Genomic DNA, 24,615 nt, shown 5'->3' with positions numbered 1-24,615 from the left:
CGGGGGGCAATAAGCTTTTGCTTCGACGATCACTAAACCGGCGTGCGCGAAATAACGCCTCACACCTCCTCTAGTGTATTGAGTTTTCCTATAACAATAAATTTCGCGCCATCACGCTAACGAGTACGGAGATAGCCCGTGAATGACAAGACATCGCACCCTTTAGCGGTTAAAACACCGCTTTCCAAACTTTACCTCGCTCTATTTTCTGCGCCGCTGCTGATGCTAGCGCCCGCCGATATCGCTCGCGCAGACGATGCCATTTTTGATGGCGACTCAAAAATTACCGAATCATTGGCCTACACCGGGGACGTTTACGTCGGCCGTAATCAAAGCGGCAACCTGCTGATCGAGAATGGCAAGATCAGCGCCTATAACATCAATATCGGCCGGATGTTCAACGGCCAAATTCATGAGAGCGTAGTCACGGTCCGCGGGCCGAATGCCGAGCTGAATGCGGTGAACGATCAGTTCGTGCTGCGCGGCGGCCTGAATCTGGGGCGGGGCACCTTGCGCGTTGAAGACGGTGCGCTGGCCAGCGCGAAAGAGATCGTGGTCGGCACCACCCGCGGCTACGACAGCCACCTTATCGCCACCGGCGCCGGTTCTCGCGTCACCAGCAATTTTCTCAGCGTCGGCACCGACTTAGGGGCGCGATCCACGCTGGCGATTGAAGACGGCGCGGTGCTGAACACCGCCTTTGACGCACGTATCGGCAATGGCAGCGGGCCGGGCGAGACCGATACGCTGAGCCCGAAAGCCACGGTCACGGGGGCCAATTCCCAGTGGAACGTCGGCCGCGCGCTCACGCTTTACGGCGATCTGGACGTGCTGAACGGCGGGGCGGTCAACGTCGGCGGCATTCAGGTGGCGGGCGTCTCCGGCGCGCGTAAAACTGCCGAGTTGACGATCGCCGGCAACGGTTCACGCGTGACCAGCGGCAGCAGCGTCAACGTCGGCGATTACGGCAATGGCGTGTTGGCGGTCATGGACGGCGGGACATTCTCCGCCGGCGGCAACGAAGTGGTGCTGGGTGAGACCGGCTCCGGCTCGAACCGCGGCGCGCTGATTATTGGCAGCCGCGGCAACATGGACACCGGCACCGGGTTGACCGAGCCGACGCTCGGCGCGGCGGGTGCCGCAGGCACTATCGATGCCCAGACGGCGATCGCCCTGCGGGGCGGGCTGTTCGGCAGCTATGTGTACTTTAACCATACCGACGGCAATTACGTCTTCAGCAACAAGATGAGCGGCGAAGGTGAGGTGATCAACACCGCCGGGCAGACGACGCTGAACGGCGATCTCACTGAGTTGCAGGCCAACGTCACCGCGCGCGGCGGTAAGCTCATCATCGCCAGCGACATCAATACCCAGAAAGAAGACGATATCTTCGAGATCCAAACCCTCAGCGCCGAGAACGGCGGCACGCTGATCCTCAACGCGACGGCGGGTTCCGACGTCAATAACGGGCAGGGCTACAGCAGCGCCGCGTCGATCAAGGCCGGCGGCACGCTGGGCGGCAACGGCACGCTGGGCCAGACCGAGATCCAGTCCGGCGGCCATATCTCGCCCGGTGACGGCAATATCGGCACGCTGACGCTAAAACGCTACCTGAATTTTATCGGCGAATCCTTCTATGACGTCGATATCGCCGGTGACGGCCGCAGCGACCAGCTGCTGGTGGCGGGCAAGACCACCATCAGCGATCGGGCCAAGGTGCAGGTGACGGCGCTGGATCCGCAAACCAGCTATAAAACCGGCCAAAGCTACCGCATTCTGACCTCGGACGGCGGCATTGACGGCCAGTTCGCGGCGGCGGTCTCCAAGTCTGCCTTCCTCGATGTGGCGTTGAACCACAGCGCCAACGCCGTGGATCTGACCATCGCGCAGAAAGACACGGGCGGTGAAAATCCAGGCGGCGAAAATCCGGGTGGAGAAAACCCAGGCGGTGAGAATCCAGGGGGCGAGAATCCGGGCGGGGAAAACCCAGGCGGTGAAAATCCGGGGGGCGAGAATCCAGGCGGCGGCAAGCCGGGCATTTTCCAAACGGTGGCCGAAAGCGGCAACCAGTGGAATACCGCTGGCGCGCTCTCGACGCTGACGCAGAGCGGTCCTTCGCTGGCGCTGTACAACTCGCTGCTGCTGCTGAGTGCGCCGGAAGCGCGCGAGGCGTTCAATCAGCTGTCCGGCGAAGTCTATCCGTCGATGCAGTCTAACCTGATCGCCGGCAGCACCCAGCTGTTCAACGTGCTGAACCAGCGCATGCTGCGCCTGTTCGACAACGACAGCCTGCCGATACCGCCGTTGGCGATGTCGCTGGTGCAACCGGCGCAGGCGCAAAACAGCGGCGTCTGGGGGCAGACCTTCAGTTCCTGGGGCAAAAACAGCGGCAACGGCAACGTGGGCAAGCTGGATGGCAACACCACCGGCTTCCTGTTGGGCGCGGATCGCAAGCTGACTGATCATAACGTACGCATCGGCGGCTACTTCGGTTACAGCCGTGGCGACTACGACGTCGACAGCCGCCGTTCCAAGGCCGATACCGACAACTACCACCTCGGCCTGTATGCGGCGGGGCAGCAGGATGCGTTCTCGCTGCGCGGCGCGCTGGGTTACACCTGGCACAAGATTGAAGGCAAGCGTAACGTCGATTTCAACGGCTTCTCGGATCGGCTGAAGTCGGATTACGACGCGAACTCGCTGCTGGCGTTCACCGAAGCGGGTTACCGTTTCGGCCAGCCGGAGATGAACGTCGAACCGTTCATTAACCTGAGCTATATCCGCCTGCATACCGACAGCTTCCAGGAGTCGGGTGGCGCGGCGGCGCTGAGCGTGCGCAATGAAACGATGAACACCTTCTACTCCACACTCGGAGTGCGCGGCGTGACCGAACTGCCGAAGAATGTCAGCCTCTACGGCTCGCTCGGCTGGCAGCACGCCTACGGCGATAAGAACACCTCATCGCGCATGGCGTTTGCCGGCAGCGACGCGTTCGTCACTCAGGGTCAGGCCGTGGATGACAACGTGATGGTGGGCGATATCGGCGTGAGCGTGAAACTGTCGCGCGCCGCGACGCTGGATGTCGGCTATCAGGGGCAATTCGGCGCCGATACCCGCGTTAATTCGGTCAACGCCAACCTGCGCTGGTCGTTCTGATTTTTCCTCTAGACTTCTCTGGTACTTGTAGGCCCGCTTGATGCGGGCCTTTTTTATGGTGAGAACTCAGTGGCGGCCTGCGACTGACTTTTATGATGAGAAAGCCCGCGCAATGCCGCTCACTTAAGCCTGAGTGGCATTTTTTTATCCAGCCTTTGGGCGTTCTGTGCAGGGGAATTGCCGTAAATGTCCCGCATTTCTCTGCGGCCAATATGAACGGCAATTGGAGGGGCCGATGGCGCGGCCCCTCCACCCGCGCCTTCGCTTAACACCATCTGTCCGCTACGCGGATACCCTCGCCGCGTCTGCGTTGTCGGGCGGGTCGGCTGCGACAAACGTCCCTGTTAGTCTCGCCTCAACCGGCCTTCCCTGGCCGGTTGCCCCTGACAACGCAGTCTTGCTCGGCAGCCGGTGATGCGCGCCCAAGGTCAACACCTGAGCTGGCTGCTACCGGGAAATCTGTCGCTTATGAGGTTGTGGTAGAGAAGTTGGAGATGAGCGCGGTGTTGGGCGCCCTTGAAGACGCCGAACGCAGGCATAGCGCATTAGGCGAAACCGCCATGGATGGCGGTTTCAGGTGAGACAGGCAGGGACGCCTGTCGCAACCGGCCTCAATGCGGTATGGCGGAGAGAGGACAAATCTGCCTGGAGCAGATTTGAACGCTGCTTGCAGCGGCCCCGAAGGGGCGAGGCCCAGGGATGGGCTGAGTAACGTTGGCAAAGCCAACCGTCTGATAGGGCAAAGGCGCGGGTTGCCAGGGGGCGCGCCTTCGGCCCCTGGCTCGGTCGAGGTGCGTGAGCCACATGGGGCATCTCACTTTTATCGACCGAAAATGTCACGAACGCCTGCAGAAAAACGCTAACTGATCAGCATTGCGCGCAATGGCGGGCTTGGCGAGAAGAACGAGCGGGGGTTAACGCCCTTTTTTCTTGCGCCCTGGCTGGGTAAAGCGCTTGCGGCCGGCCGGCGCAGCGGCTTTGTCGGCGCCTTTCGGGCCGCCGGCACTCGGCTTTTTCGCCGCGGCAGGTTTGGCTGGGGCCTTCTTCGCCGGCTTGGCCTCGGACGAGGAGCCTTCAATCAGTTTGAACAGTTCAATCAGCTCGTCATCGGTCAGATCGCGCCATTCGCCCAGCGGCAAGCCTTTCAGGCTGACGTTCATGATGCGCGTGCGTTCCAGCTTGGTGACCTCGTAGCCGAAGTGTTCGCACATGCGGCGGATCTGGCGGTTCAGCCCCTGCACCAGCGTGATGCGGAACACGAAAGGCGCCTCTTTCTTCACCTTGCACTTTTTGGTCACGGTGCCCAGCATCGGCACGCCGGCGCCCATGCCGCGAATAAACTCGTCGGTCACCGGCTTGTTGACCGTCACCAGATACTCTTTCTCGTGATTGTTGCCGGCGCGCAGGATCTTGTTGACCAGGTCACCGTGGTTGGTCAGAAAGATCAGCCCCTGTGAATCCTTGTCCAAACGGCCGATCGGGAAGATGCGTTTGCTGTGGTTGACGAAGTCAGCGATGTTGTCGCGCTCGCCGTCTTCGGTGGTGGTGACGATGCCGACCGGCTTGTTCAGCGCGATCAGCACCAGATCTTCTTCATTGCGCGGTTCGATCAACTGACCGTTAACCTTCACCACATCCCCGGCAAATACCTGAGCGCCAACGGTGGCGCGTTTACCGTTGATGAAAACGTTGCCCTGTTCGATGTATCGATCGGCGTCGCGGCGTGAGCAGATACCGCTCTCGCTAATGTATTTGTTCAGACGAATGGATGAGTTAGTCAGCATGGGATCTCCGTAAAACGCGGACTATACATTACCCGGATGACGCTGCGAAGCGAATCGTTAAGGCTTCCGGCCGTGATTCACGTTAGACGTTAAGGTATAGATTCTTTTTTTAAGCGGGTTAGGATAATAAAACAATTCAGACAGCGATGAGTGAGCATTAGTCGGTAGGGAGCCTCTGCGATATACAGAGCCGCGTATAAGGAATGGGTAGCATGAAAAAATATGTGGTTCTATTCACGGCCTGCTTCCTGGTCGGCTGTCCGGGGCCTGGCGATAAGCTGATTCCGCGCTTCCCCGCCGTCGTCACTGCCAAAGATAACCATGTCTGCATTCTTTCTTCTATGAAGGCGGGGGATAATATCCGCTTCGTTCAGATTTATAGCGAATCAGGCGTTAAGCTCATTAAAGCTATCGATAATGACGTTTTCTTCGTTGAGCCGGGGAGGTGCATGCCGGTATTCGACTATGCTTTTCGGCCAGGGAAGCGCTATTCCGTCGCCTACGATATACAGACACCCGAAGGTTCGCATTTGATTACCGCCGTATTTATGGTTGTCTCCGACGAACGGGGCAACCTGAGGGTTAACCATTAACGCATGTTCTTAGGTTCAGTTTGTTGGACTGCGTTAGGTTGTAGAATGAAAGGCTATGAAAAAATTTGCCCTGTTGCTCGCTAACGCATTGGCTGTTGTTGGGCTGGCTGTGCTGACAATAAAGCTTTTTCCTGTACCCAGGCTAAACCAGAACCAAACCGCTTGGCTGATTGACGCCAGTGGGTTTTTCCATTTTAACGATACGGAATGGTTTGGTGCGCTCGTTTTTGGCGCGGTTTATCTGCTGGCCGGGTGTCTGGAATGGCTCTTTATCCGCCAGGTTTTTCAGCGGGTGAGCTGCGGGTACCGCCACTAACTCTCATCACCGTTCCTCCACCTTCACCACCCGGGTATTCAGCGGGGTGAGCGTCTGCCCGGCGCTGCCGATCGGCGTCAGGCGCGGGACGGGGCGGCCGCTGTCGCTTTCCACCAGCGTTGAGTGCGCCTCTCCCTCGGCGAACAGATGATCTTCCCCCCACTGGCGCAGGCCGACGATCACCGGAAACAGCGCGCGGCCTTTCTCGGTCAGCACATATTCTTGATAGGCGCTGCCGTCGGCGGCGGGCACGATCTCCAGCACGCCGTGCGTCACCAGCGCGCGCAGCCGGGTGGCAAGGATGTTCTTCGCCATCCCCAGCCCTTTTTGAAATTCGCTGAAGCGGGTGACGCCGTCGAAGGCGTCGCGCACGATCAGCAGCGACCACCAGTCGCCAATCACATCCAGCGTGCGCGCCACCGGGCACGGCGCGTCTTCCAGGCTTTTACGTTTCACGACGGTTATCTCCAGCTGCATATTCTGGTTGCATTATAAAACCTCTACACCTAAAGTTCATTGGGTTTAATAATGAAACCAGATTGAGGTGTGCAATGAGCGACAAACTGCTGGATCCCTCCTGTGTGGTGCTGGGGCGCCTGCCGGCCCCCCTGGTGCTGCTGTTGGCCGCCGCCAGCGCCTTTAGCGTGGCCAACGTTTACTATGCGCAGCCGCTGCTGGACGCCATCGCCCATGATTTTTCCATCAGCCTGGCGGCGGTCGGCATGGTAATCACCGTGACCCAACTGGGCTGCGCGCTGGCGCTGCTGTTGGTGGTGCCGTTGGGGGATCGGCTGAACCGGCATTGGTTGCTGGCGGGGCAACAGCTGGGGCTGATCGGCGCGTTGCTGCTGGTGGGCTGGGCGCACAGCGCGCCCTGGCTGCTGGCGGGGATGTTGCTGGTAGGCTTATTGGGCACCGCCATGACGCAGGGGCTGATCGCTTTCGCCGCCGCCCTGGCGGCGCCGCAGGAGCGCGGGCGGGTGGTCGGCGCGGCGCAGGGCGGAGTGGTGTTGGGGCTGCTGCTGGCGCGCACCCTGTCCGGCACGCTGGCTGACGTTGGCGGCTGGCGCACGGTGTACTTCTTCTCTGCCGGAGTGACGCTGGTATTGCTGCCGATCTTGTCGCGCCTGCTGCCTGCGCCGCGTACCGCTCCCAGCGCGCTGAGTTATCCCGCGCTGCTGCGTTCGATGTTGAGCCTGTTGTTGCATGACCGCACGCTGCAAATTCGCGGCATGCTGGCGTTGCTGATGTTCGGCGCTTTCAGCCTCTTTTGGAGTTCGCTGGTGTTGCCGCTGAGCCAGGCACCGTTCAACTTCAGCCATGCCGCGGTGGGGGCGTTCGGCCTGGTCGGCGCGGTGGGCGCACTGGCGGCGGTGCGCGCCGGGCATCTGGCGGATCGCGGGCTGGGGCAGGCGGCCAGCGGCGTGTGTCTGCTGCTGTTGACGCTGGCCTGGCTGCCACTCGGTTTGCTCGGCAGCGGCCTGGTTTGGCTGGTGGCGGGCATCGTGCTGCTGGATCTGGCGGGCCAGGCGATCCACGTGCTGAACCAGAGCATGATCTTCAGCGCGCACCCGCAGTCGCACAGCCGGCTGGTGGGCTGCTACATGCTGTTTTACGCCGTCGGCAGCGGGCTGGGTGCCTTTGCCGGCACCCATATGTACGCCTGGGCGGGCTGGAGCGGCGTCTGCTGGCTGGGGGCAGGCGTCAGCCTGAGCGCGCTGCTGTTTTGGCGGCTGACGCTGCGCGGCATGCCGGGCTCATCGACGGCGGTGGAGCAGTGAAAGCTGGAAGCCCAGCGCACCGCACAACTGCTGAGGCGCGGTGAAGCCGCTTTCCGCCAGGAGGAGACGGCTGCGCGCCGCCGCCATCGGGTGCCAGTTGCGGCGTGTGCGTTCGATCACCTCCTGCGCCTGCGCCGCCGAATGCCCGGCGCTTTGCAGCCAGTGTTGGTAGTGGCTGGCGGGCAGGCCCTCCGGTTGATAGTCGAACAGCAGCAGCGGTGCGGCGGGGGAGAGGCGCTGCGCCAGCTGCTGCAGGAATTCCAGTTTGGCGCCATCGTCGGCGATAAAGTGCAGCACCAATGAGCACACCGCCGCGTCGTGGCGGGTTTGCGGCGCTTGTTGCAGCAAGGTGGGCTGGAAGCTCACCCGTTGTGCGTAATCCGCGGCTTCAGCCTTGGCGCGCGCGGCCGCCAGCATGCCTGCGGAGGGTTCCACGGCGCTGAAACGCCAGCTGGCGTTGGCGGCGGCCAGCGCCGACAGTTCGCTGCCGGTGCCGCAACCGGCCAGCAACAGCGTGGCGTCATTCGGCAGCGTCTGCGCGAGCGTCGCCGTCAGCAGCGCCTGAGCAAACTGATAGCCGGGCACCAGGGTCAGAATACGGCGATCGTAGTCCGCCGCCGCGGCATCGGGGAAGCGAGTATCCGTTTGATGTTGCATAACCTTCCTTGCAGAGTTCATCGAGAGAGACAAAGAAGGGTATGCTTAACTGATAATGAAATCCATTATCATTAATGAGTTCTGTGACGGGAAAGGCGGCGTTAGCGGGCCGGCGAATGCATCAGGTAATAATCTTCTTCGCCGTCGTTGCCGGTAGAGATGATGCGCCAGCCGTGTTTGCGGTAGAACGCCAGCGCCTTTTCATTCTTCACCAGGCATTTCAGCGAGCCGGTGGCGGTGAAGGTAGCTTCCGCTGCCTGCAGCAGCGCACTGCCGACGCCGCGCGGTGGCTGATGGGGATCGACATACAGGTTATGAATGAAGTTATCTTCGCGGTAGACGGAGACGAATCCCAGCAGCGTGCCGCCGTCTTCCGCCACCCAAATCGCTTCGCCCAGCGTCGCGCCGTCGAAATCTTCCAACTGATAGTTTGAGGTATCGCGCCAGCCGAACGCCGCCTTGCGCGACGCCAGGTACAGCGTGCGCAGGAAGGGGCGATCGGCCTCTTGGTAGGGTCTTATCTGCATGGCATCTCCCGGTGGTTTGTGCTCACTATAGCGCATTGCGCGGCGTATGCCCGCCGGGCAATTTATTCGCTTGTTTGTCCACGCCGCCGCTGGCATGATCCCCTGCAGGGATTAACTCAACGTTGATCACAACCTATTGATTTTCATGACTCGGGGTGCCCTTCTACGTGAAGGCTGAGAAATACCCGTATTACCTGATCTGGATAATGCCAGCGTAGGGAAGTCACGGCCGCCCAGCCGGCGCCGCCTTCTTGAACGCCGGTTGGGAGGAATATGATCGCTCGACCTGATGCACTACCCGGCGCGCGCGCCGCGGCCTGTCTGACCCAATTCCAACAGCGGCCTCCGCTGATCCACTGCCTGACCAACGAAGTGGTGCAATCGCTGACCGCCAACGTGCTGCTGGCGCTCGGCGCCTCCCCGGCGATGGTGGTGGAGCCGCAAGAGGCGGCGCAGTTCAGCGCGCTGGCCGACGGCCTGCTGATCAACGTCGGCACCCTCAATGCGCTGCGCGCCGAATCGATGCGGGCGGCGGTGGCCGCCGCCAATCAGGCCGGCAAGCCCTGGACGCTGGATCCGGTGGCGGTCGGCGCGCTCTCCTACCGCACCGCCTTCGCCAAACAGCTGCTGGACGAGAAACCGGCGGCGATACGCGGCAACGCCTCGGAAATCATGGCGCTCAGCGGGTTGCTGGCCAGCGGCCGCGGCGTGGACAGCGGCGACGATTCGCTGGCGGCATTGCCCGCCGCGCGTGAGCTGGCGCAGCGCAGCGGCGCGGTGGTGGCGGTCACCGGCGCGGTGGATTACGTCACCGACGGCCAACGTGACTGGGCGATCGAAGGCGGTTCCCCGCTGATGACGCGGGTGGTGGGCACCGGCTGCGCGCTGTCGGCGGTCGTGGCGGCGTTTTGCGCCCTGCCGGGCGATCGCCTGGACAACGTGGCGACTGCCTGCCGGGTGATGTCCCACTGCGGCGGTCTCGCGGCCAGACAGGCCGGCGGGCCGGGCAGCTTTACGCCGGCGTTCCTCGATGCCCTGTATCAGCTGCGCGGGGAGGATCTGTGATGAAACGCATTAACGCCCTGACCATCGCCGGCACCGATCCCAGCGGCGGGGCCGGCATTCAGGCCGATCTGAAGGCTTTCTCGGCGCTTGGCGCCTACGGCACCTCGGTGATCACCGCGCTGGTGGCGCAGAATACCCGCGGCGTGCAGTCGGTGTATTACATCGATCCGGCGTTCGTCGCCGCGCAGCTGGACTCGGTGTTCAGCGACGTGCGCATCGACAGCGTCAAGATCGGCATGCTGGCCAACGCCGACATCGTGCAGGCGGTGGCCGAACGGCTGCACCATTACCGGCCGGAGTTCGTGGTGCTGGACACCGTGATGCTGGCGAAAAGCGGCGATCCGTTGCTGGCGCCGGAGGCGGTGGCGTCTATCCGGCGCGAGCTGTTGCCGCTGGTATCGATCATTACGCCGAACCTGCCGGAAGCGGCGGCGCTGCTGGCGTGCGCGCCGGCGGAAGATGAAGCGCAGATGCGCGAGCAGGGGCGGGCGCTGCTGGCGATGGGCTGCCGGGCGGTGCTGATGAAGGGCGGCCACCTGAGCGAAAGCGAGAGCCCGGACTGGCTGTTTACCGCAGAAGGCGAGCAGCGCTTTACCGCGCCGCGCGTCGCCACCCGCCACACCCACGGCACAGGTTGCACGCTCTCGGCCGCGCTGGCGGCGCTGCGCCCGCGCCATGCCGATTGGGCGGCCACGGTGGCCGCCGCCAAGGACTACCTGCAACAAGCGCTGCAACAGGCGGACACGCTGGAGGTGGGGCATGGCATCGGGCCGGTGCATCATTTTCACGCCTGGTGGTGAGTCAACTTTTTGCCGCAGCCGTGGTCTGACTAGTTCAGGCCCGGTTTGACGGGCGAAACCTGATTTAACCTAGGGAGAAGGACTATGACGGGACACCAGGCGCTGCGTTGCGCCCTCTTCGGCGCACTGCTCAGCTTCAGCGCGGGCAGCTTTGCCCAGCAGATCGTCACCACGTCGGATTTGATTCAGCAGCCGGGGTATCAGGCCAGCTGGCAAAACATGGTGAAAGGCCAGGCGCGGATGCCGGGCTGGGCGCGTAAGGGCGTCGGCACCTCAACGCCGGCGCAGAATCTGAACTGGAAGGGCAAAGAGTATCTGGTCGGCAACCTGTGCAAACCGCACGACTGCGGCAACAACTTTTTGATCGTGGCGTTCAGCGCGGACAAATCCCAGGCCTGGGGCGTGCGGGTGGCGGTGGAAGACCGGCCGGAAGCCGTCGATCATCCGAAGAAATACGCCAAGTATCAGTGGCTCGGCAAGCCGGATGACGACATGAAGGCGCTGCTGAAGCAGCAGTTCGAGAACAATCCTGACTGGAAATGATCTGACCGGGGGCGCCGGTGATGGCGCCCCCGGCGTTGATCAGCCGATGCCGGCCTGATGCAGATCGTGCAGGTTGAGCGCCCCCACCAGCACGCCGTCCATATCGACCACCGGGGCCGCGCTGATGTGCTGTTCGTGCAGCGCTTCCAGCGCCTCGCCGGCGCGCCACTGCTCCGGCAGCCGATAGCCGGGGCGGGTGATCGCCGGGCTGAGCGGATCCTGCAGGCTGTTGCCCTTCACCAGCCAGCGGCGCAGGTCGCCGTCGGTAAACACGCCTACCACCCGCTGCTGCGCGTCGCAGACCGCCACTAACCCGAGCCCGGTGCGGCTCAGCTCCAGCATCGCTTCCATCACGTTGGCGCTTTCGCTCACGCGCGGCAGGCGATCGCCGGTGCGCATCAGGTGATGCACGCGGTTCAACAGGCGCGCCCCCAGGCTGCCGCCCGGGTGCGAGCGGGCGAAATCTTCCGCGTTGAAACCGCGCTGGCGCATCAGCGCCATCGCCAGGGCATCGCCCATCATCAGGGTGTTGACCGCGCTGGAGGTCGGCGCCAGCCCCATCGGGCAGGCTTCGCGCTCGACGCCGATATCCAACATGCAGGCCGCGGCCAGCGCCAGCGGTGACTCCTTGCCGCCGGTGATGGCGATCACCGGAATGCCGTTCTCCGCCAGCAGCGGCAGGATCAGATCCAGCTCTTTGGCGCGGCCGGAGTAGGAGATGAACACCACCACGTCGTCGGCGCCGATCATGCCGAGATCGCCGTGCAGCGCTTCCGCCGGGTGCACGAAGAACGACGGCGTGCCGGTGCTGGCCAGCGATGCGGCGATTTTCTTGCCGATATGACCGGATTTGCCGATGCCGGAAATCACCGCTTTGCCACGGCAGTTCAGCAGCAGTTCGCAGGCGCAGACGAAGTTGTCGTCCAGGCGCGCCAGCAGGCGTTGCGCTTCGGTTAGCTCGATCTCCAGCGTTTCGCGGGCGAAGGCGAGCAGGGCGTTGGCGTTACTCATCGGGGTCTCCTACCAGAAGGATATTGATGCCTTTCGCCTGCAGGGCGGCGAGGTAATCGGGGTTGATGTCTCGGTCGGTGATCAGCGTGTCGACGGCGCTGAGTTCGCACACCACGTTCGGGCTCTTGCGGCCGAATTTCGAGGAGTCTACCAACAGAATAATGCGGCCGGCGGCTTCGCACATCGCTTTGCTGACGTTGTGCACTTCGTTGAAGGTGGTGACGCCGGCGTTGAGATCGACGCCGTCCGCGCCGATAAACAGCTTGTCGAAGCTGAACTGCTGAAACGCCGATTCGGCCAGGCTGCCGTGGAACGAGGCCGATTTTTTGCGGTAGGTGCCGCCGGGCATCAGGATGGTCTGATCGTTGTCCAGCTCCACCAGCGCGTTGACGATGGTCAGGCTGTTGGTCATCACCGTGATGTTATTGAACTGCGCCAGATGCGGCACCATCTGCAGCACCGTGCTGCCGGCATCGAAGATCAGCGAGTCGCCGTCGGCGATCAGCGCCACGGCGGCGCTGGCAATGTGGCGTTTTTTCTCGGTATTGATATGGGTTTTGCGGTCGATCGGCTGATCGCCGTCGTCGCGGCTGAGCACCACGCCGCCGTAGGTACGGATCACCTCGCCTTCTTCTTCCAGCAGGGTGAGATCCTTGCGGATGGTGGTGCCGGTGGTGGAGAAATGCTCGGCCAGGGCGTCCACTGCCGTTTTGCCATGCCGCTGCAGATATTCAAGGATAGCGGCCTGCCGCTGCTTTGGTTTCATCGCGATTCCCGTTCACAAGAGTTGGGCATTTCCCCTCGCTGAATAATTCACTATGAAAGGTAATGTCTTTTAATGTGAAAATATCACGATTTGGGTTCAATCGCTAACGATAGTGCAGACTGGCATGCGCGATCCTCGGGGAAGATCACATCCGGGCGCAAATCCCGCTGATGCAAACCGTGCAATCGAGGCAGTGGGCGGGGCCGGGCGAAGACGGTCAGGCCGCGCAGCAACAGGCTGCCGCACACCCGCCGATCGGCGTCGAAGGCCAGCGCCAGCACCACTCGCGGGCGGAAACGGCCGCCGGAACGGCCGACGCCGACGGCGCCCAGCCGGCACAGGCCATCGAAGGCACGGTTGAAGCGCTGCAGTTGCCACCAGCCAAAGGCGATTTGCAGCAGCCAGGCCAGCAGCGCGAAGGCGATCAGAGCTTGAGTCATGGGGTTCTCCTTAGGCCCCCTTCCGCCGAAGGGGGCGTCGATGGCGTCAGAACATCACCTGACCGCCGGTGATATTGATCGACTGGCCGGTGCAGTAAGAGGCCTTGTCGCTGGCGTAGAACAGCAGGGTGTTCAGCACGTCCTGGTAGTCGCAGCCGCGCTTCAGCGGCACCTTGTCGATGTAGTACTGCTCCACCTGGTCCGGCGCGATGCCCAGTTTTTGCGCGTACTGCGGCAGCAGCGACTGGAACATCGGCGACTTCAGCAGGTTGCCGAGCATCAGCGAATGCACGGTAATGCCGTACTCCGCCAGATCGAGCGCCAGCGACTGGGTCAGCCCCACACCGCCGAACTTGGCGGCGCTGTAACCGGAGTTGTGCTTGCTGCCGACCTTGCCGGACTTGGAGTTGATCTGAATGATGCGCCCGGCGATGCCGTCGCGGATCATCAGGCGCGAAAACTCGCGGGCGCAGAGGAAATAACCCACCAGGTTCACCTGCAGCGAGCGATCGAAGTCGCCCAGCGGGAAATCGGTGATTGGCGCCGCCTTGGCGATGCCGGCGCTGTACACCAGCAGATTAGCCTGGCCGAACGCCCGGTCAACCGCCGCCGCCAGCGCGATCACGCTCTGCTCGTCGGTGGCGTCGGCCTGAAAACCGCAGGCGCTGCCTGCGCCAAACGCTTCGTTGATCTGCTGTGCCACCTGATTGGCATTGTCGGCGTTCAGATCGGCCACCGCTACCCGATAACCGGCCTGCGCCAGCCCGTGGGACAAAAAGGCGCCTAACGTTTGGCCGCCGCCAATCACTACAGCTACTTCAGACATGGTCTACTCCTTATGCGAAAAATGACAGCGTGCTGCCCAACGGGATATCGGTCGGCGTCGGGCCGGATACATGGATCGAGCCGGGGAATTCGGCTTCGGCTTCGCCGTCGAAGCGTACGGTGATGTGGCCCAGCTCGCGCAGGTTCTGCGTGGCGACGCTGCCAACGGCGGTGATGGCGTAGCGCTGCTGCGCCAGCTCCATCACGCCGCCGACCTGCAGCTCACCGGCGGTCGCGCCGTGGCGGTGGATGAAGCAGAACTCTTCGATATCCGCCGGCGCGCCTTCACGGAAGGTGATCAGCATGTTGTCCAGCAGCGCGTCGCGGGCGCAGCCACCGATCTGCGTGATGGTGGTGTGAAAAATGGTGTGCATAAACGTCTCCCTGGAAATCAGCTTATTGATAAATGAAGGCCGAGGCGGCCCAGGCGATCAACACCGTCGGCGCGCCGGTCAGGAAGCGGCCGACCAGCACCGAGGGCACGCCGACCCGCACGGTGTCCTGCTTGGCTTCCGCCAGCGACAGGCCGACCGGAATGAAGTCGCAGGCGGCCTGCGCGTTGATGGCGAACAGCGCGGGCAGCGCCAGCTGCGGCGGAATATGGCCGAGGCCGATCTGCACCCCGACCAGCACGCCGATCACCTGGGCGATAACCGCGCCGGGGCCGAGGAACGGCGACAGCAGCGGGAATGAGCAGATCAGCGCCAGCGTCACCAGGCCGATCGGGCTGTTGGCGAGCGGCGTCAGGCCGTGAGCGATAAAGTCCCCGAGGCCGGAGGCCATGATGATGCCGATCAAGGCCGAGACGAACGCCATAAACGGCAGGATGGTCTTCAGCACGGTGTCGATGGTGTCGCGCCCGGCCTGGAAGAACACCGCCACTACCGATCCCATGCCCATGCCGACCTTCGCCAGCAGCCCGTCGCTTTGCTCGGTAATCTTCTTGCTGGTGTCGTAGTCGCGCGCCTTGGGCGGCGCTGCAACGGTGGCGGCGGGTTGGCTATCTGCCGCTTCGATTCGACTGATGTTGTGGTCGCGTACGCCGGAGACATAGATGTCTTCGAGGATAAACTGCGCCAGCGGGCCGGACTGGCCGGTGGCGTGGATGTTGACCGTCGGAATGCGGCGTTTCGGATACAGGCCGCAGCGCAGGGTGCCGCCGCAGTCGATCACCGCCACCCCGATCTCTTCCGGCGGCGGCTCACCCTCTTTGAAGCCGTCGACGGCCGGCCAGCCGGTCAATTCGCTGAGGCGATCGACGATGGAAGGCCGGGTGCCGGCGGTGATGTACACCACTTTCTTGCCGGGCTCTATCGGCAGCTCCAGGGGGCCGCCCCAGCCGCTGGCGCCTTTTTCAATACGGATATAAGCACTCATGCTGCACTCCACGAATTAAAGTTGCACCTGGCGATCCAGACGGATGCCCATCTTGCGTTCGAACAGGCTGGTGGTCAGATCGGTGACCCAGCCGCGGAAGAAGTTGGTGAACAGCCCCACCAGGAAATAGCTCACCGCCAGCGGGCCGAGCGGCAGGCCGAGGGTGGTCAGGCCGCTGGCGATGCCGAGGTAAACGAACAGCTCGCCGGGATTGATGTGCGGGAACAGGCCGTTCATCGAGTGGCAGCTGTAGGAGGCCGCCGCGTAATAGCTCGGCTTGTATTTCTCCGGCATGAAGCGCCCCAGGCTGAGGGTCATCGGGTTGCAGAAGACAAAGGTGCCGATCAGCGGCAGCAGCAGATAACGCGACACGGGGTTGCCCGCGCAGCGCTGCGCCAATCGTTCGATACGTTCCTGGCCAACAAATTTGATCAGCGCGTTCATGATAACCAACAGGCTGATCAACAAAGGTAAAATGCCGGTCACCATGCCGACAAACACTTCACCGCCTTTCTGAAACAGGCCGATAAACCACTCGGCGCCGTGGGTGATTAGCTCAATCATTATGTTCTCCTGTAATGGACTGATATGGCCTGGAGCGAACGGCGGCTCTGTCGCCATGGGCCTTACAGTAGTCACTTTGTTGGGCCATTTGTTTTAAATAGATCACAATTTGAAAGATAAATATTTTATTTTGAAAGTTTAAAGTGAAAGAAAGAGAAGGTTGTCGGCGTCGGGTTTTAGGGGGGCGGGCATAAAAAAGCCCGGCGAACCGGGCTTTGGGTAGGGTGATTGACGGAAATCGCCGTTGTTAGTTTGTTTCTGTTACTGCTCGAGAATCTTTTGTATTGTCTGTACGGAAGCACCGTTTCTTTCGGCCGTTTGGGCCAGTTCTTGCTTTTGTTTGTCTTTTTCAGCGATTGCCATATCTTTGGCGGCGGCTATCGCGGCCAGGAAAATTTCTTTTTCCGCAGCGGTGAGCGGGCCTTGTAGTCTGGCTTCGCAGACGCGATACAACGTATCGCGGATAAAGTTTACCGTGGTGGTGCGCCGAGCCAGATCGACTACGGCGGTGCTGAACCCTGCATCTCCACTGACTTTTTGAATTTGTTCCGTGCTCATTTCAGCTTTCAGCGCGGCAATAACGGACTGCGCGACATCAGGCGGTGGAGCCACGCAGTACTTGATATTTGAGTCTGCGGGAATATAAATGGCGCTGCTTCTTGTTGAGTCATAGTCAAACCAATACGTTTCTCCAGGTTTCAACTCATGCTTAGAGGCCGGAGATTTAAAGAGCGCGCAAGACGATAGCGAAAGGATGAGCAGGGAGATGATGAGAATATTGACTTTCATGACAGCACCACCATAAAAACGTGGATTAATTAGCGTAAAACTTAGTCAAAAGTCCATAAATAACAATAGACTATAATAATTATTAATGCGCTAACCTTTTGTGTTTTCGGAAAAGGTGGGAAATTTGAAATTTGATAAGGCTAACTTTCAATCTTTAATGATTTATGTCGTTCTCTTTCGCATATTTGGAATAAAAAAAGCCCAGGGATATTAAATAAAAACTAATTCTTATTTTTGCTTATAAAATACATTCGGTTGCATTATTTCCTTGTCAAGACCTCCCTTGATGCACAAAAAAGCCCGGCGAGCCGGGCTTTGGGACAGGTGGTCCGTCACATCAGGCGATGGTGACCTTCTTGTCCAGGTAGGCGTCTTGCACGGCGTTGATCAGCGCCACGCCGTCTTTCATCGATTTCTTGAACGCCTTGCGCCCCAGGATCAGACCCATGCCGCCGGCGCGCTTGTTGATCACCGCGGTGCGCACCGATTCCTGCAGATCGTTCTCACCGGCGGCGCCGCCGGAGTTGATCAGCCCGGCGCGGCCCATATAGCAGTTGGCCAACTGGTAGCGCACCAGATCGATCGGGTGATCGGTGGTCAGCTTGGTGTAGACGCGATCGTCGGTATAGCCGAATTTCACCGCGCGGTAGCCGCCGTTGTTTTCCGCCATTTTCTGTTTGACGATGTCGGCGCCGATGGTGGCGGCGATGTGGTTGGCCTGGCCGGTCAGATCGGCGCTGGAGTGGTAGTCCACGCCGTCCTTGTTGAATGCCGGGTTGCGCAGATAGGCCCACAACACGGTGACCATGCCCAACTCATGCGCGCGCTCGAAGGCGATCGAGATCTCTTCGATCTGGCGGCGTGACTGCTCGGAGCCGAAGTAAATGGTGGCGCCGACCGCTACCGCACCCATGTTGAACGCCTGCTCGACGCTGGCATACAGGGTCTGGTCGTACTGGGTCGGGTAGCTCAGCGTTTCGTTGTGGTTGAGTTTGACCAGGAACGGAATTTTATGCGCGTAGCGGCGCGATACCGACGCCAGCACGCCGTAGGTGGAGGCGACGCAGTTACAGCCGGCTTCAATCGCCAACTCGACGATGTTCTTCGGATCGAAATACAGCGGGTTGGCGGCAAACGAGGCGGCGGCGGAGTGCTCGATGCCCTGATCGACCGGCAGGATCGACAGGTAGCCGGTGCCGGCCAGGCGGCCGTGGTTGAACAGGGTTTGCATCGAGCGCAGTACGCTGTTGGGGCGGTTGTTATCGATCATTACGCGGTCGACGAAGTCGTCGCCCGGCAGGTAGAGATTCTCGGCGGGGATAGTGGTACAGCGGTGTTGCAGCAGATCTTCCGCTTCCTTTCCTAGCAACTGCACAATATCAGTCATGATTCACTCCCGATTAAGCTTCTTCATACACCGGCAATGCAAGGGTTTTTGACCACCGGCGCAGTAAAAAAGCGGTGATTGAAGCTGTAAAGCGATACTACCGAACTGGATCCGGCAAGGACAAACAATAGATGCGATTGAGAGGAAATGCCATTGGCGAGGCCAAATACGCGGGGACGATCGCCCCCGGCGTGCTAAACGATTGATTATTCGATCTCGAACCACTCGGTGTTTTGCAGGGCGATCGGGGTGATGGAGTAGATCATCTCCTGCAGGTGATCGTGGATGGCGCGCTCCGCCGCCTCGGCATCGCGCGCTTTCAGCGCCTTGTAGATGCGGTAGTGCTGCTTGATCAGGCTCTCCGGCGGCGAGACTTCGCTCAGGCTGAGGAAACGCACCCGATCCATGGTGGCCTTGATGGTTTCGATGGTCTCCCACGCCAGCGGGCAGTCGGCGAACTGGGTCAGCAGCTGGTGGAATTCGTCGTCCAGCGCCAGAAATTCGCGTGTCTGTCCGTTCTGCGCCGCCAGCGCCTGGCGGTGCAGGTTATGCTCCAGCGTCATCAGCTGCGCCGGGGTGGTGCGCTCCGCCGCGCGGCGCACGATGGCGCATTCCACCGCCTGGCGGATAAAGCGCCCGTCGGCCACGCGCTTGGCGGAGATTTTCATCACGAAGGTGCCGCGCTGCGGCAGGATCTGCACCAGGCCGGCCTCCGCCAGCTTGATAAAGGCTTCGCGCACCGGCTGGCGCGAAACGCAAAAGCGCGTGGAAATCTCTTTCTCGGACAACAGGGTGCCGGGGGGGATGGTGCAGTCGACGATATCCTTGCGCAGGAAGCGATAGATCTGCTGGTTGACCGGGACGTTGTTGGTGAGACTGTACGTTTCAGACATGGCGACAATCAGGCATCTGGCTGGAATTCGAATGCCACCATACTAGCAGATTATTGGTTGAGGGCGGGGGGATAAATCCACCCGCCGGGTAGGGTAACTCAGTGATGCCAATCCTGATATTCCTGCTTGCGCCGCCCAGGCGCGGTTTCCGGCATCAGGCTCAGGCCGATGGCCGACACCACGCCCAGCACCATCATGTAACCCGCCAGCCCGTAGTAGTGGCCGCCGGTCACCTGCAGGATCTTCACCGCCAACAGCCCGAGAATGCCGCTGCCGATCAGCGAGCCGATCTGCCAGATCAGCGCGATGCCGCTGCAGCGCACACGGGTGGGGAACAGCTCCGGGAAGTAGGAGGCCTGCGGCGCATAGCACATGCTGTGGCCGAAGGTCAGCACCACGATCATGGCGATCTGCGTCACCCAGAAATTATCGAGGTTGATCGCCATAAAGAACGGCACGATGCACACCACCTGCAGCAGCGCGCCGGCGATGTATACCGGTTTGCGCCCCAGCCGATCGGAGAGGCGGCCCATCAGCGGAATGGCGAAAATCTCCAGCAGCACCGCCACGATCATCGCCTCCAGAAGAATGGTCTCGTTGAGGTGGTTGGCTTTGCCGTAGGCCAGCACGATCACCGTGAACATGGCGAAGGCGCAGGCTTCAATCAGCTTGGCGCACACCCCTTTGCCGATAAGGCCGGGGTAGCGGCGGGCCACTTCCACCACCGGCCGGCTCTCCACCGCCTTGGTGGCGCGGATTTGGGTAAACACCGGCGACTCGTCGATCTTCAGGCGAATAAACAGCCCGACGATCACCAGCAGCAGGCTGAGCAGGAACGGAATGCGCCAGCCCCAGTCCAGCATTTGCGCCGGCGACAGCACGGCGGTCAGCAGCGCGAACAACCCCGATGGCAGCAGGAAACCGGCGGGCGCGCCGATCTGTACCCAGCTGGCGTAGAAGCCGCGCCGTGGCGGCGGCGCGTATTCGGCGGTCATCAGCACCGCGCCGGCCTGCTCGCCGCCGACGCCAAAACCCTGCAGCACGCGGATAAAGATCAGCGCGAGCGGCGCCCAGATGCCGATCTGCTCATAGGTGGGCAGCAGGCCGATGCAGAAGGTGCCGAGGCCGACGATCAGGATGGTGATCACCAGCGCCTTTTTGCGGCCGACCTTGTCGCCGATGTGGCCGAACACGATGCCGCCCAGCGGACGCGCCAGGAAACCGACCGCGTAGGTGGCGAAGGCCGCCAGCGTGCTGATCAGCGGATCGGCGCTGGGGAAAAACAGCTGGCCGAAGAACAGCACCGCGGCGGTGCCGTAGGCGAAGAAATCATAGTATTCGGCGGCGGTGCCGATGGCCGAAGCGCTGGCGACGCGCCGCAGCAGCGGTTGATTGCCGGTATTGACGGCGTTATGCGTGGTGACGGTCATCGGAAACCTCCCGGTCGGTAAGCGGCAGAGCGGCGACGGCGGCTTTGGCCCCCAGGCTCAGCAGTTGATGATAAGCGTGGCTGACGGCGCGGACGAAGTCAGGCGAGTCGGGCAGATCCTGGCCGAAGACGCTGTCGAGCTGCAGCAGCGCCAGAACGCGGGGCCGGCCTTCCTCGCTGCCGGCGACCAACGCGGCGATGGGGTCGCGCAGTGGATCGCTGATGTCGATCGGCGCGCCTTGCTCATCGCGGCCGCCGACGTAGCGCACCCAGCGCGGCGACGCCGCCCGCCAGCATAAAGGCGCTGTCGAATTTGCCGGTGTTCTGCACGATGTAGCCGGTGACGATCGGCCCGATGATGCCGGAGACGCTGCCGATCAAATGAATGAACCCGCTGGCGCCGCCGACCCGGGATTTATGCACCACGTCCTGGATGATCGCCCAGTAGAGGGCGCCGGTAATGTAGAGGAAGAAGATCGACACTGACATCAGCATCACCGCCGGCACCACGCTGCTGACAGTGCCTGCTAACGCTACGCACACCGCCGCCGCCAGCAGGCTGGTGACCAGCACGATCTTGCGCGACAGCAGCAATTTTCCGGTGATGTTGAAGATTTTGTCGGAAATATAGCCGCCGAGCGCCAGCCCGACGAAGCCGACGATCCACGGGATCATTGTGGTCAGGCTCATCTCCTTGATGTTCAGGTTGTGCGCCTGCACCAGATACGAGGGGAACCAGCTCAGGAAGAAGAACAGAATGTAGTTGTAGCAGAAGAAAGCGAAGGCGGTGACCAGAATGATCGGCTGCTTCAGGTAGTAACCCAGCCCGTGGGCGGCGTCGCTCAGCGCGCTTTCCTCGCCGAGGTTTTCCTGTTTCAACCGCGCGATCAGCGCCCGTTCTTCGGCGCTGACGCGCTGGCTCTTCGCCGGGTTATCCGCCACCACGAAGAACCACACCAGCATCCAGACGATGCCGATGGCGCAGATGATCATAAACGCCGGCCGCCAGCCGAACGCCAGCGCCAGATAGCCGACGATCGGCCCGGCCACCGCGCCGCCCAACGGCGAACCGGCGCTGAGCAGGCCCATGGCGGTCGCCGCCTGCTTCTTCGGGAACCAGCCGTTGATCATCTTGTTGGCCGAGGCGCAGATCGGCCCTTCGGCCATGCCGAACAGGACGCGCAGGATCAGCATCGAGTAAAAACCGGTGGCGATCGCCGTCATGCCGCAGAAAATGGACCACAGACCGACCGCTACGCCCAGCACCAGCGTCGGGCCGAAACGATCGACCGCCAGCCCGCCGATGAAGTTGAAGATGGCGTAGCCGAAAAAGAAGCTGCCGAAGATCAGGCCGAACTGTTCGGCGTTCAGCATCAGATCCTGTTCGATCATCGGCACGGTGATCGACAGCGCTACGCGATCGAGGTAGTTGATCATGTAGACCATGAACAGCAGGAACACGATGGTCCAACGCAGGTTTTTAAACATAAAGCACTCCACTGGGTGTCGTTTTAATCGTGATGCTTCGTTGTTTGCACGGGCGGCGGGTGCCGCCCAATGCCCCGATGCGGCCTTGGCGTTACTCGAACTGCAGCAGCACCTTGCAGCAGGTGCGCTGATCCCGCTCGAACATCAGCATCGCCCGTTCGACGTCGTCGGCGGGCACGCAGTGGGTGAGCAGCCGCTGCGGGTCTAGCTTGCCGTCCGCCATCCAGCCGATCACCTGCGGGAAGCGCGCGCTGTTCAGGCGCGAGGAGAAGATCGACAGCTCCTTGCTGGTGATACTCTGCTGGGTCAGGGTGCAGGCGTCGCCGGAAAAGCCCATGATGCCGATGCGCGCCGCCGGCGAGGCAAGATTGATCGCCTCCGGCAAAATGGTGGGGTGACAGGCGGCATCGACGATCAGCGTCGGCTGAATGCCACGCTGCTGCAGCGCCTGCGGCAATGCGGCTTCGGCGTTGTTGAACGTCTCGTCGGCGCCGTTGGCGCGCGCCATGTCCAGCCGCTCGGCGATGCGATCGACGACCCACACCTGCTTGACGCCGTACACGCCTTTCAGCGTCTGGATCACCGTGAGCCCCATCGGCCCGGCGCCGTAGATCAGCGCGATGTCGTCGGGGCGCGGTTGCAGATGGGCGGTGATGTTGGCGGCGATGGTGAAGGGTTCGATCATCGCGGCGTGGCGATCGCTGATGGCGGGCGGAACCGGATAGGCGTTGCGCGCCGGCACGCAGGCGTAGTCGCTGAAGCCGCCGTCGCGGTGTACGCCGATCACCTGCAGCGAGGTGCAGACGTTAGGGCGGCCGACCGAACAGGGATAGCAGTGGCCGCAGCTCACCACCGGGTCTACCGAGACGCGTTCGCCGAGGCGCGCCGGATCGACGCCTTCGCCCAGCGCCTCGATCAGGCCGAAGAACTCGTGGCCGATCACCCGTGGGTAGCGGGCGAACGGGTTATGGCCGTGATAGATATGGACGTCGGAGCCGCAGATGCCGGCGAATTTCACCTTGACCCGCACTTCGCCGGCCGCCGGCTGCGGCAGCGCGCGCGTCTGCAGCGTCAGGCGCCCGGGCTGTTCGATCACGACGCTGCGCATAGTGTTTACCAGTTCCATAAGGTGCCATCCTCCAGACGCGCGACCGGCAGGTAGGCCGGTTCATACGGGTAACGGGCCGCCAGCTTCTCATCGAACTCGATGCCGATGCCCGGCTTGTCGCCCGGATGCATATAGCCGTCGTCGAACGTCCAGCTGTGCGGGAACACCTCGAGCATCTGCTCGGAATAGCCCATGTATTCCTGCACGCCGAAGTTCGGCACCCACAGATCGAAATGCAGCGCCGCTGCCATGCAGATCGGCGACAGATCGGAAGGGCCGTGGGAGCCGGTGCGCACCTGATACAGCGAGGCGAAGTCGGCGATGCGCCGCATGCCGGTAATGCCGCCCGCGTGCGTCAGGGTGGTGCGGATATAGTCGATCAGCTGCTCCTCAATCAGCTGTTTGCAGTCCCAGATGCTGTTGAACACCTCGCCGACGGCGATCGGCGTGACGGTATGCTGGCGGATCAGGCGGAAACAGGCCTGGTTTTCCGCCGGCGTCGGATCTTCCATCCAGAACAGGCGATACGGTTCGGCGCTTTTGCCGAAGCGCGCCGCTTCGATCGGCGTCAGGCGGTGGTGCATGTCGTGCAGCAGGTGCTCGTTGAAGCCGAACCTGTTGCGCACCGCGTCGAACAATTTGGGGGTGAAATCGAGGTATTTTTCCGTCGACCACAGCTGCTCTTCCGGCCAGTCGCCCTTGGTGGCCGGCTCATAGGCCAGGCCTTTGCCCTTGGCCATGCCGTAGGTGGTTTTCATGCCCGGTACGCCGCATTGAACGCGGATCGCCTTGAAGCCTTGCTCTTTATGTTTGGCGTAGTCGTCGAGCACCTCGTCGATCGAGTGGCCGGTGGTGTGGCAATACACCATCACTCCCGAGCGCGACGCGCCGCCCAACAGCTGATACAGCGGCATGTTGGCGGCCTTGGCCTTGATGTCCCACAGCGCCATGTCGACGGCGGAAATGGCCGACATGGTCACCGGGCCGCGCCGCCAGTAAGCGCCTTTGTAGAAGAATTGCCAGAGGTCTTCGATCCGCTGCGCGTCGCGGCCGATCAGCTGCGGGCAGAGGTGATCTTTCAGGTAAGAAGCCACCGACAGTTCACGCCCGTTCAGCGTGGCGTCACCGAGGCCGACGATGCCGTCATCGGTGGTGATCTTCAGCGTGACAAAGTTGCGCCCCGGGCAGGTGACGAACACCTCGGCGTTGACGATTTTCATAACCTTCACATCCTGTAGCTGCGGAGAGATAGCGCGAAAATACGTCATGAACTAACTACCATACAAGTATGAATTAATGATTTTGCCGGAGAGGAT

25 protein-coding genes, 1 pseudogene and 1 riboswitch are annotated in these 24,615 nt (G+C 61.7%); of the genes and pseudogenes, 7 read left to right on the top strand and 19 right to left on the bottom strand.

The genetic code is table 11. The annotated features are described in order from the left end of the window. The first annotated feature begins 138 nt into the window (after window positions 1-138). Window positions 139-3,156 carry an autotransporter outer membrane beta-barrel domain-containing protein gene (locus QDT79_RS22695; protein ID WP_308317100.1) on the top strand — a complete coding sequence of 1,006 codons (3,018 nt, stop codon included), beginning with the start codon at window positions 139-141 and terminating at the stop codon, window positions 3,154-3,156. A 914-nt stretch (window positions 3,157-4,070) separates the two neighbouring features. On the opposite strand, the gene rluF is transcribed toward QDT79_RS22695, so the two are convergent. Beyond that, window positions 4,071-4,940 carry a 23S rRNA pseudouridine(2604) synthase RluF gene (rluF, locus tag QDT79_RS22690; protein ID WP_063990524.1) on the bottom strand — a complete coding sequence of 290 codons (870 nt, stop codon included), beginning with the start codon at window positions 4,938-4,940 and terminating at the stop codon, window positions 4,071-4,073. Between the two features lie 212 nt (window positions 4,941-5,152). Between rluF and QDT79_RS22685 the strand changes: the two genes are divergently transcribed. After that, on the top strand, window positions 5,153-5,533 hold the full coding sequence (locus QDT79_RS22685) for a putative T6SS immunity periplasmic lipoprotein (protein WP_063990523.1): 381 nt from the start codon (window positions 5,153-5,155) through the stop codon (window positions 5,531-5,533). A gap of 55 nt (window positions 5,534-5,588) precedes the next feature. Beyond that, window positions 5,589-5,849, top strand: a complete 261-nt coding sequence (locus QDT79_RS22680; protein WP_063990522.1) for a DUF1158 family protein — start codon at window positions 5,589-5,591, stop codon at window positions 5,847-5,849. Window positions 5,850-5,855: 6 nt separating this feature from the next. On the opposite strand, the gene QDT79_RS22675 is transcribed toward QDT79_RS22680, so the two are convergent. Further along, window positions 5,856-6,305 carry a winged helix-turn-helix transcriptional regulator gene (locus QDT79_RS22675; RefSeq protein ID WP_033648951.1) on the bottom strand — a complete coding sequence of 150 codons (450 nt, stop codon included), beginning with the start codon at window positions 6,303-6,305 and terminating at the stop codon, window positions 5,856-5,858. Between the two features lie 95 nt (window positions 6,306-6,400). On the opposite strand from QDT79_RS22675, the gene QDT79_RS22670 reads away from it, so the two are divergent. Beyond that, a complete protein-coding gene (locus QDT79_RS22670; RefSeq protein WP_063990521.1) occupies window positions 6,401-7,630 on the top strand; it encodes an MFS transporter in 1,230 nt (409 codons plus the stop codon). Here QDT79_RS22670 and QDT79_RS22665 read toward each other — a convergent pair. Both QDT79_RS22665 and QDT79_RS22660 read right to left on the bottom strand, forming a co-directional pair. After that, entirely contained in the window at window positions 7,607-8,287 is a 681-nt protein-coding gene (locus QDT79_RS22665; protein WP_063990520.1) for a methyltransferase, read from the bottom strand. The two genes, QDT79_RS22670 and QDT79_RS22665, sit on opposite strands and share 24 nt — an antisense overlap. A 101-nt stretch (window positions 8,288-8,388) precedes the next feature. Beyond that, window positions 8,389-8,814 (bottom strand): GNAT family N-acetyltransferase, encoded by a 426-nt coding sequence (locus tag QDT79_RS22660; protein ID WP_063990519.1) that lies wholly within the window; start codon window positions 8,812-8,814, stop codon window positions 8,389-8,391. Window positions 8,815-8,955: 141 nt separating this feature from the next. Continuing rightward, a riboswitch (TPP riboswitch) is annotated at window positions 8,956-9,052 on the top strand. Between the two features lie 35 nt (window positions 9,053-9,087). Between QDT79_RS22660 and thiM the strand changes: the two genes are divergently transcribed. The 3 genes from thiM to QDT79_RS22645 all read left to right on the top strand — a co-directional run bounded on the left by thiM (window position 9,088) and on the right by QDT79_RS22645 (window position 11,222). Next, a complete protein-coding gene (gene thiM / locus QDT79_RS22655; RefSeq protein WP_060423150.1) occupies window positions 9,088-9,879 on the top strand; it encodes a hydroxyethylthiazole kinase in 792 nt (263 codons plus the stop codon). Further along, window positions 9,879-10,679, top strand: coding sequence for a bifunctional hydroxymethylpyrimidine kinase/phosphomethylpyrimidine kinase (gene thiD, locus QDT79_RS22650; protein WP_308317099.1), 801 nt, complete (start codon window positions 9,879-9,881; stop codon window positions 10,677-10,679). Before thiM ends, thiD begins: the two co-directional genes overlap by 1 nt. An 84-nt stretch (window positions 10,680-10,763) precedes the next feature. Beyond that, the gene (locus QDT79_RS22645) at window positions 10,764-11,222 is read left to right on the top strand and encodes an inhibitor of vertebrate lysozyme family protein (RefSeq protein ID WP_197796515.1); all 459 of its coding nucleotides are present in this window, start codon (window positions 10,764-10,766) and stop codon (window positions 11,220-11,222) included. A gap of 39 nt (window positions 11,223-11,261) precedes the next feature. On the opposite strand, the gene gutQ is transcribed toward QDT79_RS22645, so the two are convergent. The 15 genes and pseudogenes from gutQ to manD form a co-directional block, all read right to left on the bottom strand. Beyond that, window positions 11,262-12,233 (bottom strand): arabinose-5-phosphate isomerase GutQ, encoded by a 972-nt coding sequence (gene gutQ, locus QDT79_RS22640; protein WP_107227825.1) that lies wholly within the window; start codon window positions 12,231-12,233, stop codon window positions 11,262-11,264. Beyond that, window positions 12,226-12,999 (bottom strand): glucitol operon DNA-binding transcriptional repressor SrlR, encoded by a 774-nt coding sequence (gene srlR / locus QDT79_RS22635; RefSeq protein ID WP_033635559.1) that lies wholly within the window; start codon window positions 12,997-12,999, stop codon window positions 12,226-12,228. The genes gutQ and srlR overlap by 8 nt, the downstream gene beginning before the upstream one ends. 83 nt (window positions 13,000-13,082) lie before the next feature. Further along, entirely contained in the window at window positions 13,083-13,439 is a 357-nt protein-coding gene (gene gutM, locus QDT79_RS22630) for a transcriptional regulator GutM (RefSeq protein WP_033648849.1), read from the bottom strand. Window positions 13,440-13,485: 46 nt separating this feature from the next. Further along, on the bottom strand, window positions 13,486-14,265 hold the full coding sequence (gene srlD, locus QDT79_RS22625; RefSeq protein ID WP_033648848.1) for a sorbitol-6-phosphate dehydrogenase: 780 nt from the start codon (window positions 14,263-14,265) through the stop codon (window positions 13,486-13,488). 10 nt (window positions 14,266-14,275) lie between these two features. Next, the gene (gene srlB, locus QDT79_RS22620) at window positions 14,276-14,638 is read right to left on the bottom strand and encodes a PTS glucitol/sorbitol transporter subunit IIA (RefSeq protein WP_043138000.1); all 363 of its coding nucleotides are present in this window, start codon (window positions 14,636-14,638) and stop codon (window positions 14,276-14,278) included. Between the two features lie 22 nt (window positions 14,639-14,660). Continuing rightward, window positions 14,661-15,641, bottom strand: a complete 981-nt coding sequence (gene srlE, locus QDT79_RS22615; protein WP_308317097.1) for a PTS glucitol/sorbitol transporter subunit IIB — start codon at window positions 15,639-15,641, stop codon at window positions 14,661-14,663. A 15-nt stretch (window positions 15,642-15,656) separates the two neighbouring features. Further along, window positions 15,657-16,205, bottom strand: coding sequence for a PTS glucitol/sorbitol transporter subunit IIC (gene srlA, locus QDT79_RS22610; RefSeq protein ID WP_004941528.1), 549 nt, complete (start codon window positions 16,203-16,205; stop codon window positions 15,657-15,659). A 261-nt stretch (window positions 16,206-16,466) separates the two neighbouring features. Next, window positions 16,467-16,994 carry a hypothetical protein gene (locus QDT79_RS22605; protein ID WP_063990513.1) on the bottom strand — a complete coding sequence of 176 codons (528 nt, stop codon included), beginning with the start codon at window positions 16,992-16,994 and terminating at the stop codon, window positions 16,467-16,469. Window positions 16,995-17,331: 337 nt separating this feature from the next. Continuing rightward, on the bottom strand, window positions 17,332-18,381 hold the full coding sequence (gene fbaB / locus QDT79_RS22600) for a class I fructose-bisphosphate aldolase (protein ID WP_033635553.1): 1,050 nt from the start codon (window positions 18,379-18,381) through the stop codon (window positions 17,332-17,334). 206 nt (window positions 18,382-18,587) lie between these two features. Further along, entirely contained in the window at window positions 18,588-19,274 is a 687-nt protein-coding gene (locus QDT79_RS22595; RefSeq protein ID WP_308317096.1) for a GntR family transcriptional regulator, read from the bottom strand. Between the two features lie 98 nt (window positions 19,275-19,372). After that, on the bottom strand, window positions 19,373-20,704 hold the full coding sequence (locus QDT79_RS22590) for an MFS transporter (protein WP_107227827.1): 1,332 nt from the start codon (window positions 20,702-20,704) through the stop codon (window positions 19,373-19,375). Continuing rightward, window positions 20,685-20,975 (bottom strand): annotated as a pseudogene (locus QDT79_RS22585) (mannitol dehydrogenase family protein); the annotation flags it as partial. The gene QDT79_RS22590 and the pseudogene QDT79_RS22585, both read right to left, overlap by 20 nt. Further along, a complete protein-coding gene (locus QDT79_RS22580) occupies window positions 20,947-22,191 on the bottom strand; it encodes an MFS transporter (protein WP_308317095.1) in 1,245 nt (414 codons plus the stop codon). The gene QDT79_RS22580 and the pseudogene QDT79_RS22585, both read right to left, overlap by 29 nt. Window positions 22,192-22,282: 91 nt before the next feature. Beyond that, on the bottom strand, window positions 22,283-23,299 hold the full coding sequence (locus tag QDT79_RS22575) for a Zn-dependent oxidoreductase (RefSeq protein ID WP_080473415.1): 1,017 nt from the start codon (window positions 23,297-23,299) through the stop codon (window positions 22,283-22,285). 5 nt (window positions 23,300-23,304) lie between these two features. Beyond that, complete coding sequence (gene manD / locus QDT79_RS22570; protein ID WP_063990507.1) at window positions 23,305-24,519, bottom strand: D-mannonate dehydratase ManD; 1,215 nt, start codon at window positions 24,517-24,519, stop codon at window positions 23,305-23,307. Between the last annotated feature and the right edge of the window lie 96 nt (window positions 24,520-24,615).

The organism is Serratia marcescens (assembly GCF_029846115.1).
In the GTDB taxonomy this organism is placed as follows: Bacteria; Pseudomonadota; Gammaproteobacteria; order Enterobacterales; family Enterobacteriaceae; genus Serratia; species Serratia marcescens_L.
This window is presented reverse-complemented; position numbering and strand designations above follow the sequence as displayed.